The 12,434-nt window shown below is 60.7% G+C and carries 13 protein-coding genes; 1 reads left to right on the top strand and 12 read right to left on the bottom strand.

From position 1 onward, the window contains the following. Nucleotide 1: 1 nt before the first annotated feature. The 7 genes from GU3_RS09360 to bioB form a co-directional block, all read right to left on the bottom strand. Entirely contained in the window at nt 2-403 is a 402-nt protein-coding gene (locus tag GU3_RS09360) for a DUF4144 domain-containing protein (RefSeq protein ID WP_148265883.1), read from the bottom strand. A 16-nt stretch (nt 404-419) separates the two neighbouring features. Continuing rightward, the gene (locus GU3_RS09355; RefSeq protein WP_014292286.1) at nt 420-668 is read right to left on the bottom strand and encodes a hypothetical protein; all 249 of its coding nucleotides are present in this window, start codon (nt 666-668) and stop codon (nt 420-422) included. 185 nt (nt 669-853) lie between these two features. Continuing rightward, a complete protein-coding gene (gene htpX, locus GU3_RS09350; RefSeq protein WP_014292285.1) occupies nt 854-1,729 on the bottom strand; it encodes a protease HtpX in 876 nt (291 codons plus the stop codon). A gap of 74 nt (nt 1,730-1,803) precedes the next feature. Then, on the bottom strand, nt 1,804-2,487 hold the full coding sequence (bioD, locus tag GU3_RS09345) for a dethiobiotin synthase (RefSeq protein WP_014292284.1): 684 nt from the start codon (nt 2,485-2,487) through the stop codon (nt 1,804-1,806). Then, the gene (locus GU3_RS09340) at nt 2,480-3,235 is read right to left on the bottom strand and encodes a methyltransferase domain-containing protein (protein WP_014292283.1); all 756 of its coding nucleotides are present in this window, start codon (nt 3,233-3,235) and stop codon (nt 2,480-2,482) included. The genes bioD and GU3_RS09340 overlap by 8 nt, the downstream gene beginning before the upstream one ends. A gap of 146 nt (nt 3,236-3,381) precedes the next feature. After that, nucleotides 3,382-4,530 (bottom strand): 8-amino-7-oxononanoate synthase, encoded by a 1,149-nt coding sequence (gene bioF / locus GU3_RS09335; RefSeq protein ID WP_014292282.1) that lies wholly within the window; start codon nt 4,528-4,530, stop codon nt 3,382-3,384. A 3-nt stretch (nt 4,531-4,533) separates the two neighbouring features. Further along, complete coding sequence (gene bioB, locus GU3_RS09330; protein ID WP_014292281.1) at nt 4,534-5,565, bottom strand: biotin synthase BioB; 1,032 nt, start codon at nt 5,563-5,565, stop codon at nt 4,534-4,536. 111 nt (nt 5,566-5,676) lie between these two features. Here bioB and bioA point away from each other — a divergent pair, with 111 nt between their 5' ends. Then, nucleotides 5,677-6,948 (top strand): adenosylmethionine--8-amino-7-oxononanoate transaminase, encoded by a 1,272-nt coding sequence (gene bioA / locus GU3_RS09325; RefSeq protein WP_014292280.1) that lies wholly within the window; start codon nt 5,677-5,679, stop codon nt 6,946-6,948. Here the strand turns inward: bioA and GU3_RS09320 are convergent. The 5 genes from GU3_RS09320 to GU3_RS09300 form a co-directional block, all read right to left on the bottom strand. Continuing rightward, nucleotides 6,945-7,892: a lipopolysaccharide assembly protein LapB gene (locus GU3_RS09320; RefSeq protein ID WP_014292279.1), complete on the bottom strand. Its 948-nt coding sequence runs from the start codon at nt 7,890-7,892 to the stop codon at nt 6,945-6,947. The two genes, bioA and GU3_RS09320, sit on opposite strands and share 4 nt — an antisense overlap. Before the next feature lie 79 nt (nt 7,893-7,971). After that, the gene (locus tag GU3_RS09315) at nt 7,972-8,913 is read right to left on the bottom strand and encodes a type II secretion system F family protein (RefSeq protein WP_014292278.1); all 942 of its coding nucleotides are present in this window, start codon (nt 8,911-8,913) and stop codon (nt 7,972-7,974) included. A 2-nt stretch (nt 8,914-8,915) separates the two neighbouring features. Then, nucleotides 8,916-9,884: a type II secretion system F family protein gene (locus GU3_RS09310; RefSeq protein ID WP_014292277.1), complete on the bottom strand. Its 969-nt coding sequence runs from the start codon at nt 9,882-9,884 to the stop codon at nt 8,916-8,918. 12 nt (nt 9,885-9,896) lie between these two features. Next, entirely contained in the window at nt 9,897-11,204 is a 1,308-nt protein-coding gene (locus GU3_RS09305) for a CpaF family protein (RefSeq protein WP_014292276.1), read from the bottom strand. A gap of 20 nt (nt 11,205-11,224) precedes the next feature. Next, complete coding sequence (locus GU3_RS09300) at nt 11,225-12,433, bottom strand: cellulose synthase operon protein YhjQ/BcsQ (protein WP_014292275.1); 1,209 nt, start codon at nt 12,431-12,433, stop codon at nt 11,225-11,227. Nucleotide 12,434 lies beyond the last annotated feature (1 nt).

Below are 12,434 nucleotides of genomic sequence, written 5' to 3'. Positions count from 1 at the left end.
ATTATTGCATTTCCAACCAGGCGACCAGCGCCACTGCCTCTTCGGCGGAGCGTACCGTCAGTTTGGGAATGCAGCAAATGCCCAGCCCGGCGGCAAAGGCTCGCAGGCTGGCGTTGAGTTCCGGCAGGCATACTAGCCCCGGCAACCGCCGCCAGTACAGCCCTTCGCCCTCGCTCTGCGACAAAACATGCACCCGCCCGGCGCTGTCGATTAGCCGGTCGCCCGTGTGCCAGTGGTGCTCATCAAGCTCTGGCTCGTGCTGAATGTAAATAAAATCATGAGTATCCGCACAGTGGACGATGGCCGGAAAGCGGCACCGCTCCGCGGCCATGTTCCGATGAACTTCGTTTATCACTTTTGCTCCACAAATAAAAAGCTCCGCCGGCACAACCGGCGGAGCCATGATGCGGATACCAGCTTCAGATGCCCAGTATTTTCTTTGCCTCTGTCAATAAACGTACCGACTCATTGTGATCACCGGCCTTGTGCTTGGCCTCCCCTTCGGCTCTCAGCTCTGCCACCCGGGCCGCCTCTTCCGCAGACAAAACCGGATTCTCCGCCAGTTTGGCGTCGATTGCCGCCATATGGGTCGGACAGCTGTTCGCCAGCGTAACCCCACTGGCCAGCAACAGCACACCGCCCAGCAACGCAGAGAATAATGAACGCATAACCACCTCCTTCGTTCATGAGTAACGGTTTAAGGGTAGTGCATGAATGAAGAAAAACCGGATTGCCGCTTGGCGTCACTTTGCAGGTGAGCCGCTCCTGTTCAGGGACAAGGGCTGCGCACCATGAAAAAAACCCCGGCAAGCCGGGGTTAAAAGAGACCAAACTACAGGGTTAATACGATGAATTAGCGGTGCTCGCGCAGCGCCTGAATGCGTTTTTCCAGCGGCGGGTGGCTCATAAACAGCTCGCTGTGGCGCTTGCCGTTGATGCCAAAGGCGGCCAGGGAGCCTTCCAGCTGCGATTCGGGGCCGTGACGCAGGCGCTCCAGGGCAGCAATCATTTTGTCGCGGCCGGCCAGCCAGGCGCCGCCTTCATCGGCGCGGTATTCCCGCTGGCGACTGAACCACATTACGATAATGGAGGCCAAAATGCCGAACACCAGCTCCAGCACCATGACGGTCGCGAAGTAGGCAATGCCACCCATGCCGCCACCTTCTTCCTCGTTGTTGTTGCTGAGCACGCCGCTGATCAGGTTGGCCACAATGCGGGCGAAGAACATCACGAAGGTGTTGACCACCCCCTGAATGAGAGTGAGGGTCACCATATCGCCGTTGGCCACGTGGCTCACTTCGTGGGCCAGCACGGCTTCGGCTTCGTCCCGGTTCATGCTGTACATCAGGCCGGTGGACACCGCCACCAGGGAGCTGTTGCGGCTGGCACCGGTGGCAAAGGCGTTCATGTCCGGGGAGTCGTACACGCCCACTTCCGGCATGCCAATGCCCGCCTGCTGGGCCTGGCGCTGCACCGTGGTGAACAGCCAGTGTTCCATTTCGTTGCGGGGCTGCTCAATCACCTGCACGCCGTAAGCGCGCTTGGCCATCCACTTCGACATAAACAGCGAAATGGTGGCGCCGCCAAAACCGAACACGGCACAGAACACCAGCAAGCCGCCCACACTGCTGCGGTCAATGCCCAGTACGGAAAACACAATGTTCAGCACCACACCCAGCACCAGCACCACGGCCAGGTTGGTGGCAATAAACAACAGTATGCGTTTCATAACCTTTCCTTACATTCAGGTAACTGCAGACATAATATGTCCGTTAATGGGAATTTCAAGATGGTCATGATGAATTATTTCAGCAGCGGTGCAAGATCAATGAAGCTCTCGACGGTTTCGGCCTCTGCGTCGGTGAGTCTCGGCACCTCCCCCAGAAAGGGCGCGGCAATCAGTTGCTTGAGGGTGGCGGCGTTTTCTTCATAGTGACTCATATGGGCATCTACCCGGTTCAGCACCCAGCCGGCCACCACCAGGCCGTCGTGCCGAATCGCCTCCAGGCTGAGCAGGGCGTGGTTGATGCAGCCCAGCCGCGCACCCACCACCAGGATCACCGGCAGGTGCTCCTTTTTCACCCAGTCGGAGAGAAAGTGCCCCTGCCCCAACGGCAGCCGCCAGCCACCCGCGCCTTCCACAAAAATCCAGTCGGCGGCGGTTTCCTTCAGCCGCGCCAGCCCCTCGGCGATACGGGGCAACGCAATCACCTCCCCCGCCTGCTCGGCGGCAATGTGCGGGGCAATGGCCGGGGCAAAGGCGTAAGGGTTATGCATGGCGTAAGGCAACGGAATGCTGGACTCCGCCTGCAGGGTCAGGGCGTCTTCGTTTTTAAGCTCGCCATTCATCAGCTCGCAGCCCGAGGCCACCGGCTTGTAGCCCAGCACCTGCTTGCCTGCCTCCCTGGCGGCGCGCATCAGGGCGCGGGTAACAAAGGTTTTGCCCACTTCGGTGTCGGTGCCGGTCACAAAAAAGGTCTTAGCCATAAATCACTCCATATGCCAGCCGGTAGGTGGCCACGCAGTGGCCCTGTTGGTTTTTAGGATAGATGAGATTGAGCCGCTGCCAGGCGTTTCTGCCGAGCAGGCCGGGGCGGCGACCGTCGTTGACCTGGTTGGCCCCAATGCCCTTGAGATCCAGCAGCAGCCCTTTCAGCTCGGGGTAACACAGTTGCTCGGTGGCGGTGTGCAGTTGCCATTGGCGGCCGGTGGCAACAAGCTGCTCACGCAATGCCGGCTCACGCAGAAAACGGTTGATATGAGTGTGGCCGTCGAGAGTACGCCAGCTCTCGGCCAGCTCCGCCAGGCTGCCATCCAACAAGGTGGAAAACACCATCACGCCGCCGGGTTTGAGCCGCCGGCTCCAGTTACTTAGCCAGGCGGCGGTGTCGTTGCTCCACTGCATGCACAGGTTGGCAAAAATAAAATCGAGACTCGCCTCGCTCAGGGGCGGCGCGTCCATGTCGGCGCACAGGGGCACAATCTCGGCCCGGGTGGCGGCCTGTTGCAGCATGGCGGGAGCAAGGTCCAGCGCCAGCAACCGGCTTGCCCGCTGTTTCAGCGCCGGGGCAAACCAGCCGCTGCCGCAGCCCAGATCCAGCCCGGTGTGGGCCCGCGCCGGCAAATGGCCGAGCAACGCCTCGCCGCTGCGTCGTTGCAGGGCATTGTGGTGGTCGTAGCTGGCGGCGGCCCGGCTGAAGGCCTCGGCCACCCTGTGTTTGTCGACCTGTTGCATGGGGTTCTCCGGAAATCAGCTGTAAGTAAGGTCATTCCGGCCTTCAAGCCGGAATCCATTCTGCCAATGGATGTATTGTCTGCGATAGACGCCGGGGCAAGCCCGGAGTGACGGAGCTGTGCAAACCCCACCCTGCCCTCCCCTTATCAAGGGGAGGGGGAACAGGCGCCATGCAAAGCGTCGATCAGCCGTTGTACATCGGCCTGGGTGTGGGCGGCACTCAGGGTGATGCGCAACCGGGCCGAGCCCTTTGGCACGGTGGGCGGACGAATGGCGCCGGTCCACAGGCCCTGCTGTTTAAGGGCGGCAGCCAGGCTCAGGGTGGCGGCCTCTTCCCCCACCACCAGGGGCTGAATGGCGGTGGCCGAGGGCAGCAGTTGCAGCGGCAAATCCGCCACGCCGGCACGGAACTGCGAAACCAGCTCGCGCAGGTGGGCCCGTTTGTCGTCGGCCTGCCGTACCAGGCGCACGGCGGCCAGCACGGCGGCGGCCTGGGGCGGCGGCAAATGGGTGCTGTAGATATAGCTGCGGCCCAGGTTGTGCAGGTATTCCACCAGCGCTCGGCTGCCCCCCACAAAGGCACCGCTTACTCCCAGCGCCTTGCCAAAGGTGCCCATAAAAATATTCACACTGCCGGCCTCAAGGCCCTGCTCATTCAGGGTGCCCCTGCCTTCTTGTCCCAGCACCCCCAGGCCGTGGGCGTCGTCAATCATCAGCCAGTTGCCGCTGGCACTGGCAAGCCGCACCAGCTCGGGCCAGGGGGCGGTGTCGCCGTCCATGCTGAACACCCCTTCGGAGATAATCAGCCCCGCCGATGGTTTGAGTTTTGCCGCGAGGGCCGCCATGTCGTTATGGGCAAAACGCACCATGCGCGCCGGACTCAGCAAGCCAGCTTCCTGCAGCGAGGCGTGGTTTAGCCTGTCCTGCCACAGGGTGTGCTCCTTGCCAAGCAGTGCCTTTATCACCGCCTGATTGGCAGAAAACCCCGAGCTGAACAGCATGACTGCCTCCAGCCCCAGCCAGTCGCACAGTTCTTCTTCAAGCTCCCGGTGAATGGCCTGATGGCCCACCACCAGGGGCGAGGCCACGGCACCCACGCCAAATTCACGCGCCGCCTGCTCGGCAGCGGCCCGCAGCTCCGGCGCCCGGCTCAGGCCCAGATAGTCATTGCCGGCAAAGTTGAGATAGGTCTGCCCGCCGGCATGCAGCCAGCGGCCGTCCACCCGGTCGATGGCCGGCAGGGTGCGCTTCAGCCCGGCGGCGTCGCGCTCGGCCAGGCTCAGGTTAAAAGGCATGGTTCAGGCTTCGTAATACAGCGGTTTGGGCGCGTTCTGCTCGGCAATCTGCTCGTGCAGCTCTATTTCCGCCATTTCGTCCGGCTTCTGGCTTACCCCGCTGGGGCGCAGGCCAAGGCGCTTGAACAACTGCAGGTCGCTGTTTTCATCCGGGTTGGGGGTGGTGAGCAGCTTACAGCCGTAAAAAATGGAGTTGGCGCCGGCCATAAAGCACAGGGCCTGCATCTGGTCGTTCATTTTTTCCCGGCCGGCGGACAGCCGTACGTGGCTCTTTGGCATCAGAATACGGGCCACGGCAATGGTGCGGATAAAGTCGAAGTCGTCCAGCTCTTCCTGATTTTCCAGCGGAGTGCCCTTGACCTTCACCAGCATGTTGATGGGCACGCTCTCGGGCTGGCGGGGCAAATTGGCCAGGGCCAGCAGCAGGCCGGCGCGGTCTTCCGGACTTTCGCCCAGGCCCACAATACCGCCGGAGCATACCTTCATGCCCGCCTCGCGCACGTTTTCCAGGGTGTTGAGTCGATCGGCGTAGGTGCGGGTGGTAATGATGTCGCCGTAAAATTCGGGGCTGGTATCCAGGTTATGGTTGTAATAGTCGAGCCCCGCCTCGGCCAGTCGGCCGGCCTGCTCGGCGTTCAGCATGCCCAGTGTCATGCAGGTTTCCAGCCCCATGGCCTTGACCTCCTGCACCATTTTCACCAGATAGGGCATGTCGCGCTCTTTGGGGTTGCGCCAGGCGGCGCCCATGCAGAAACGGCTGGAGCCGTTGACCTTGGCTTCACGGGCCCGCTCCAGCACCTTTTCCACTTCCATCAGCCGCTCGGTTTCCAGGCCGGTGTTGTAACGGGCGCTCTGGGGGCAGTATTTGCAGTCTTCCGGGCAGGCGCCGGTTTTAATGGACAGCAGGGTACTCACCTGCACTTCGTTGGCATCGAAGTGGGCACGGTGCACCTGCTGGGCTTCAAACAGCAGATCGAAAAACGGGCGGTTAAACAGGTCGAGCACCTGCTCGCGGGTCCAGGGTGTACGGCTCATGCAGCGGCCTTTTATTGATGATTGACAAGGGTGTTTTGCCTGGCCAAGTGTAAGGGCCGATGTTAGCCTGTCAATCATAACCAACCAATGACGTTGACATTTGATTATTTTATGAACAATCAAGACTTTGATCTGCACCACCTGTGGCATCCCTACACGTCCCTGACCCGTCCTTTGCCCTGCTACGAGGTAGCCAGCGCCGAGGGGGTGCATTTGCAGTTGAAGGACGGTCGGCGACTGGTGGATGGCATGTCGTCCTGGTGGGCCTGCCTGCATGGTTACAAGGTGCCCGAGCTGAACGCCGCCGCCAGCCGTCAGCTGGAGAAAATGGCCCATGTGATGTTTGGCGGTCTGACCCACGAGCCGGCCATAGCGTTGTGTCAGGCACTGACAAACGTGCTGCCCCGAGGGCTGGATCGGTTTTTTCTGGCGGACTCGGGCTCGGTGTCGGTGGAAGTGGCACTGAAAATGGCCATTCAGTACTGGCACGGCCGGGGCACGCCCAGAACCCGCTTTGCCTCGTTAAGCCGTGGCTACCATGGCGATACCTTTGGCGCCATGAGCGTGTGCGATCCCAACGGCGGCATGCACAGCCTGTACCAGGGCTTTTTGCCCGAGCATGTCTTTGTGCCCACGCCCCAAAGCCGTTTCGGCGAGGCCTTTGACCAGGGCGATCTACAGGCACTGGAAGCGGTATTTGAACAACATCATCACGAGCTGGCGGCGCTGATCCTGGAGCCGGTGGTGCAAGGGGCCGGGGGCATGCGGTTTTACCATCCGGAGTACCTGAAAGGCGCCCGTGAGTTGTGTGATCGCTACGATATCCTGCTCATTGCCGACGAAATCGCCACCGGCTTTGGCCGCACTGGCAAGCTGTTTGCCTGCGAATGGGCCGGTATCTCCCCGGACATCCTCTGCATTGGCAAGGCGCTCACCGGCGGCTACATGACCATGGCCGCCACCATTACCACGCAACGGGTGGCCGAGACCATTTGCAACGGCCCCGCCGGGGTGCTGATGCACGGCCCCACCTTTATGGCCAACCCCCTGGCCTGCGCCGTGGCGCTGGAAAGCCTGAGGCTGCTGCTGAATTCCCCCTGGCAGCAGCGCATTGCCGCCATTGAGGCGCAAATGCAGCGGGAGCTGGCCCCGGCGCGCGAGCTTGCTTCGGTGGCCGACGTGCGGGTGCTGGGCGGCATTGGTGTAGTAGAGCTGCATGAACCACTGAAGGTGGCCGAGGTGCAGAAACGACTGGTGGAGCTGGGCGTGTGGATACGCCCCTTTGGCAAGCTGTTTTACATTATGCCGCCCTACATTATTCAACCCGAGGAGCTGAGCCAATTGACTGCGGCCATGATGGCGGTGTGTAAAGAGGCGCGCTAGCGCCTGCTCACCGCCTGCATGGATTTGGCCCGGCTCAGGTTTTCCACCGCCTTGGGATAGTAACGGGGAGAGGCATCAATGGCGCGCTGAAACAGGCTTTCGGCGTTCTCGTACTCCCCTTCCATCATGGCGATATAGCCCAGATCATTCAGCGCCTCGGCCTGGGACATGATTTTGCGCAGGGCCATCAGGGCTTCCGGGCTGCGCCCCCAGCGGTAATACAGCAGCCCCAGGTTGCTCCAGGCGCGCTCATATTCCGGCTCCTGGTTCACCGCCCGCAGCAGGGCGCGCTCGGCCTGGGGGTATTCCCCTTCCAGGTAATAGGAAAAACCCAGGTTGGTGTGCAGCATGGCCAGCCCAGGCTGGATCTGCAGGGCACACTGGTAATATTTGCGGGCCTGCTGGCCCTGCTCCAGAATGTCCGCCAGCAGCCCCAGACCGTTGTAACTGCGCCAGGGCGAGTCGGCATTGGTGACGCATTCACCCGCTTCAGCGGTGCGCTGCCCAAGCCTGGCCTGATCGGCGGCGATCACTTCCCGCAGCAGGGTTTCGGCTTCGTCGTGGCGCTTCATGTCTATCAGCAGCAGCGCCAGCCCCTCCTTGGCATCCTGGCGCTTGGCGTCTTGCTGTAGCGCACTGCGATAGGCCTGCTCGGCCCGGGCGTTGTTGTTGCGCTGGCGTTCCAGCCGGGCGATGTTGAGGTAAATTTCCACCGGCTTGAAATCGTCAAAGGCCAGGGCCTGGGTATAGGCATAGATCATGGCGTCGAGATCGCCGGAGGTCTGGGACTGGGCAATCAGCATTTGCGCTTCCTTGCCGTTGGTGGGTTTGATCGCCCCCGCCCCCGGGGTTTTGACGGAAGGCAACCCGTTGTCGTCGGAGCCGGACATGGAAGAACATCCGGACAGCAGAATGATGACCAGCGCCAATGCAGTATGTTTCATGTTGTTATCCTCAAGCCGGTTCCGTGGCTAAAGTTTTTGTTGTTGTTCTTATGCTAGTCGGTGTGTTTCGTTCGGGCCATTACATGTTGCCGAACACCCGGAATACCTTGATCAGCGCCGGGCCAATGGCCACGATAAAAAATGACGGCCAGATCATGGTCACCAATGGAAAAATCATTTTTGTGCCTACCTTGGCCGCCATTTCTTCCGCCTCCTGCTTGCGCTTGATGCGGTATTCATCGGCATACACCCGCAGGGTTTCGGCAATGCTGGTACCCAGCTGAATGCTCTGGTTAATGGCCACGGTCAGGCTTTTAAAGTCTTCCAGGCCGGTGCGCAAAATAAACTCGTCAAAGGCCTGCTGCATGCTGAAGCCGGCCCGAAGCTTGGCGGAAATCAGCGTCAGCTCCTCGGCCAGCTCCTCGTGGCTCATGCTCACTTCCCGGGCCACCCGCTGCAACGCCGCCTTAAAGCCCAGGCCGGCTTCGGTGCACACCACCAGCAAATCCAGGGCATCGGGCATGGCCAGCTTCATTCGGGTCATGCGTTTGTTGGCCAGCCGCTCCAGCACGAACACCGGTAAAATGTAAGCCACATAGCCCACCCCCAGCAGCACCAGCAAAATGCCATTCAGGGGCAGCTGGGTCAGCATGTTGAGCGTCACAAAGGTGGCCAGCAGCGCCATCAGCACCACCATCACCCGAATGCCGTTAAGCACCCGGTAGGCCGAGCCTTTCTGGTAGCCGGCGTGCACCAGCAGGGTTCGCACCCGGTGGCCGTTAAACCCGCTGCCGTGCTCTTTGGCGATGACCAGCCGCTGCTCCAGGGATTCTTCGTCTTCGTCTGCTTCCCGCTGAATTTCCCGCAGCTGGCGACGGTAGGGGCTGGTGACCCCGCTGGCCACCAGGGTGATGCCCCAGAACAGGGTAATGGCGCTCAGGGCCACCACGCCAATCAGCGTCCATTGGCGCATTTGCGGATCGGCCAGCACCTGGCCCAGCATTTGATTGAGCGTGTCCATGGTTACACCTCTATCTTGATGATTTTACTGATCCACCAGGTGCCCAGCGCCATGCCAATGGCCCCGGCAATCAGCAGTCGATGGCCTTCCGGAGTGCTCACCAGCTCGGTAATGTAACTGGGTGTGGTCACGAAGATCAGCGCAAACAGGGCAAAGGGGGTCAGCACCAGCACCCAGCCGGACATGCGCCCTTCCGCCGACAGGGTGCGCAGCTGGCGGTTGAACTTGAACCGGTCACGAATGATTTTGGCCAGCTTGTCGATGTTTTCCACCAGGTTGCCGCCGGTTTCCCGCTGCACCTGCACCGCACTGACCAGCGCCATGTTGGAGATGCTGGGTACCCGCTCCAGCAGGCCGGTCATGGCCTTGCGCACATCCTTGCGGTAGTTGATGTCGGCAAACACCAGCGCAAACTCCCGGCCAATGGGATTGGGCATTTGTTCGCTGATAAGCTTGATGGTGTCGGCAAAGGAATAGCCCGCCTGCAGGCCCCGTTTCATGATGTCCAGCGCTTCCGGCATTTGCTGCTCGTACAGCGCCAGCCGGTTCAGGTAACTGCGCTTGAGCTTGATCCAGGTAATGAGCGAGGGCACCGCCAGCATCATCAGGCTCAGCCAGAGATTGTGCAGCCACCACCAGCTGCCTACCACCAGCAGCAGGGTCATGGCGGCCACCATCAACACCAGCTGGTAGGCATAGAGCCTGGAGCCGGCCAGCTCCAGTGAAAAGGCCACCCGCTCCATTACCGGCAGGGTTTCGATACGGCGCAAAGCCGGCGACAGGGCATCCAGCTTTTTGGTACGGAAAATGGATGCCTGGGCCTGTTCGCGGTTTTCGTCCGCCAGCGCCTGTACCCGGCGCTTGAGCATGGTGGAATATTTCAGCCGGGGCTGGCTGATGGGCACAAACATGGCCATGCTCAGGCACACCACCGCCAGCCCCACCAGCGCCAGAAAAATCAGCATATTCATAAGCGCCTCCCCTCAGAAAATGCCCTTGTGCAGCTCGTCGTCGCCAAACAGGCTGCGGGGCAGCACCATGCCGCGCCGCGCCAGCCGGTCATAAAAGTTGGGCATCACCCCGGTGGCCTTGTGGCGGCCCAGCACATTACCCTCTGCATCGATGCCGGTGCGTTCAAAGGTGAAGATTTCCGACATGGTGATGGTCTCTCCTTCCATGCCGTGCACTTCCTGCATGCTGATCATCCGCCGCCTGCCGTCTTCCTGCCGTTCGAGCTGAATGATCAAGTCCAGCGCCGAGGCCACCTGGGTGCGAATGTTTTTCACCGGCATGTCGAAGCCGGTCATGGACACCATGTTCTCCAGGCGGCTCAGGGCATCCCGAGGGGTGTTGGCGTGCACCGTGGTCAGCGAGCCTTCATGGCCGGTGTTCATGGCGGTGAGCATGTCAAAGGCTTCGGCGCCGCGCACCTCCCCCACCACAATGCGATCGGGGCGCATCCGCAGGGTGTTTTTCACCAGATCCCGCAGGCTCACCTCGCCTCTGCCCTCAATGTTGGCGGGCCGGCTTTCCAGCTGCACCACGTGGGGCTGCTGCAATTGCAGCTCGGCAGAGTCTTCCACCGTAATAATACGCTGGTTGGACGGAATAAAACTCGACAGCACGTTAAGAAAGGTGGTTTTACCGGTGCCGGTACCACCCGAAATAAGAATGTTGAGCTTGCCCTTGACCACGGCCTCCATCACCTGGGCAATGGCCGGGGTAATGGTGCCAAAGTCAATCAGGGTATCGATGGCCAGCTTTTCCACGGTAAAACGGCGAATGGACACGGTCGGCCCGTTCAACGCCAATGGCGGAATAATGGCGTTCACCCGGGAGCCGTCTTTCAGGCGGGCATCCACCATGGGCGAGAGTTCGTCTATGCGCCGGCCCACGCTGGACACAATACGCTCAATCACCCCCATCAGGTGTTCGTCGTCATGAAAGGTAAGCGGCACCCGCTCAATGCGGCCCCGGCGCTCCACATAAATGCTTTTGGCGCCGTTCACCATGATGTCGGCAATGCCGGCGTCGGCCAGCAGCGGCTCCAGCGGCCCCAGCCCCAGCACCTCGTCGAGGATTTGCCGGACAATTTTCTGGCGCGAGCTCATGGACAGCGGCACCGGCGAGTCCTGCATCAGCTGGTGGGCCAGTCGCTCTATCTGATCGCTGGCCTGCTCCTTGGACACGGTCTGCAGCATGGGCAGGTCGAGCATGTCCATCAGCTTGCCGTGCAGCCGTTGTTTGTGGCCTTCTTCTTCCTGGCTGAGAATATAGTCTTCAAGGTTCATCCGTGACCCCCTTTGTCCGGTTAGTGACCGAACAGTCGTTTGAATAAGCCCGGTTTATCGTTTTGCTCATTGCCGGGCTTCAGCGCGCTGGAAAGGTGGTTAAAGCCTTCCACCAGTTTGTGGTTGCGTTTTTCTTCCGCCACCAGCCGGCCCAGATCGGTGCAGGTTTCGGCCATGGCAAAGTCGTTGGCCAGGGTGACGATACGTTTGATTTCGGTGGCTTTTTCTATTTCCTGCAGGGAAACGTCCTTTTTCTTGTCGTAACGGTTAACCAGCAGCAGAATGCGATCCTTGCCAATGCCCAGCTCATGGCGCAGCTGGCGCAGCAGAAAAATGGTTTCGCGCAGGGCGCTCAGGCTTTGCTGCATCACCACCACCACCTGCTCGGCGTTTTCCAGCAGCGGTAGGTTCCAGGCTTCGGGCCCCCGGGACATGTCCACCACCACCCGCTGATATTGCCCGCGCATCAGGTGCAGCAGCTGGGCGCACTGGCGGGCGCTGACGGTGTTTTCATCATGCAGTGGCAGTATTGAGGCGGGCATGACGTCCATGCCGTCCCGGGCCTGGCTGACCATGCCCGCCAGGGCCATGGCGTCCATTTCGTTGGCACGCTGCAGGGCATCGTTCAGGCCGCCCTGTTTTTCCCGAATATTGAGGTAGTCGGCGAGAGAGCCGTAATGACGGTTGGCATCGAGCAGCAGCACTTTTTCGTCGCTGATCTGAAACGAGTGCCCCAGGTTGGCGCACACAAAGCTGGCACCCGAGCCGCTTTTACCGTTCACCACCACGGTGACCGGTGCCAGCCGAATGCTGGCGGATACCTGGGCGGAAATGCGCACCAGCGCCGACCAGAGCTCGATGGGATCGCTTTCCAGCGGTAAAAAGTCGGCGGCGCCCATGCGCATGGCCCGGCGTACCAGGGCGGTGTTGGCCGGATCTCCCATAAACACAAGACTGCGGCTTTCCCCGGCCTTGCGTTCCAGCTCGTCGTATACCGGCGCCAGCACGGGGTGATCCACCAGCAGCAACACCTGCCGCTCGCCCTTGGGCAGAAAGTCCTGATCGTTCAGCTTTTTAAGCTGCAGCTGGCTGCTGTTATGCAGCTTTATCTTAAGCAGGGGCCACAACCGCTCGTCCGGATCCATCACATTTAGCTGCAAGGGGCAGGAAAGTGCCGGCAGTGTCTGCATGCGCTCTCGCTCCAGCTCTACTATTTTGGCGTCTGTCATA

It is taken from the genome of Oceanimonas sp. GK1 (genome assembly GCF_000243075.1).
Classification (GTDB): domain Bacteria; phylum Pseudomonadota; class Gammaproteobacteria; order Enterobacterales; family Aeromonadaceae; genus Oceanimonas.
Note: the sequence above shows the minus strand (reverse complement) of the source record. Positions and strands in the feature narration are given on the sequence as shown.

Excerpts from the sequence above, each read along its gene's own strand:
- htpX (WP_014292285.1), bottom strand. The coding sequence starts at position 1,729 with ATGAAACGCATACTGTTGTTTATTGCCACCAACCTGGCCGTGGTGCTG.
- GU3_RS09300 (WP_014292275.1), bottom strand. The coding sequence starts at position 12,433 with ATGACAGACGCCAAAATAGTAGAGCTGGAGCGAGAGCGCATGCAGACA.
- bioD (WP_014292284.1), bottom strand. The coding sequence starts at position 2,487 with ATGGCTAAGACCTTTTTTGTGACCGGCACCGACACCGAAGTGGGCAAA.
- GU3_RS09310 (WP_014292277.1), bottom strand. The coding sequence starts at position 9,884 with ATGAATATGCTGATTTTTCTGGCGCTGGTGGGGCTGGCGGTGGTGTGC.
- GU3_RS09320 (WP_014292279.1), bottom strand. The coding sequence starts at position 7,892 with ATGAAACATACTGCATTGGCGCTGGTCATCATTCTGCTGTCCGGATGT.
- bioA (WP_014292280.1), top strand. The coding sequence starts at position 5,677 with ATGAACAATCAAGACTTTGATCTGCACCACCTGTGGCATCCCTACACG.
- GU3_RS09305 (WP_014292276.1), bottom strand. The coding sequence starts at position 11,204 with ATGAACCTTGAAGACTATATTCTCAGCCAGGAAGAAGAAGGCCACAAA.
- GU3_RS09315 (WP_014292278.1), bottom strand. The coding sequence starts at position 8,913 with ATGGACACGCTCAATCAAATGCTGGGCCAGGTGCTGGCCGATCCGCAA.
- bioF (WP_014292282.1), bottom strand. The coding sequence starts at position 4,530 with ATGCCTTTTAACCTGAGCCTGGCCGAGCGCGACGCCGCCGGGCTGAAG.
- GU3_RS09360 (WP_148265883.1), bottom strand. The coding sequence starts at position 403 with ATGGCTCCGCCGGTTGTGCCGGCGGAGCTTTTTATTTGTGGAGCAAAA.
- GU3_RS09340 (WP_014292283.1), bottom strand. The coding sequence starts at position 3,235 with ATGCAACAGGTCGACAAACACAGGGTGGCCGAGGCCTTCAGCCGGGCC.
- GU3_RS09355 (WP_014292286.1), bottom strand. The coding sequence starts at position 668 with ATGCGTTCATTATTCTCTGCGTTGCTGGGCGGTGTGCTGTTGCTGGCC.
- bioB (WP_014292281.1), bottom strand. The coding sequence starts at position 5,565 with ATGAGCCGTACACCCTGGACCCGCGAGCAGGTGCTCGACCTGTTTAAC.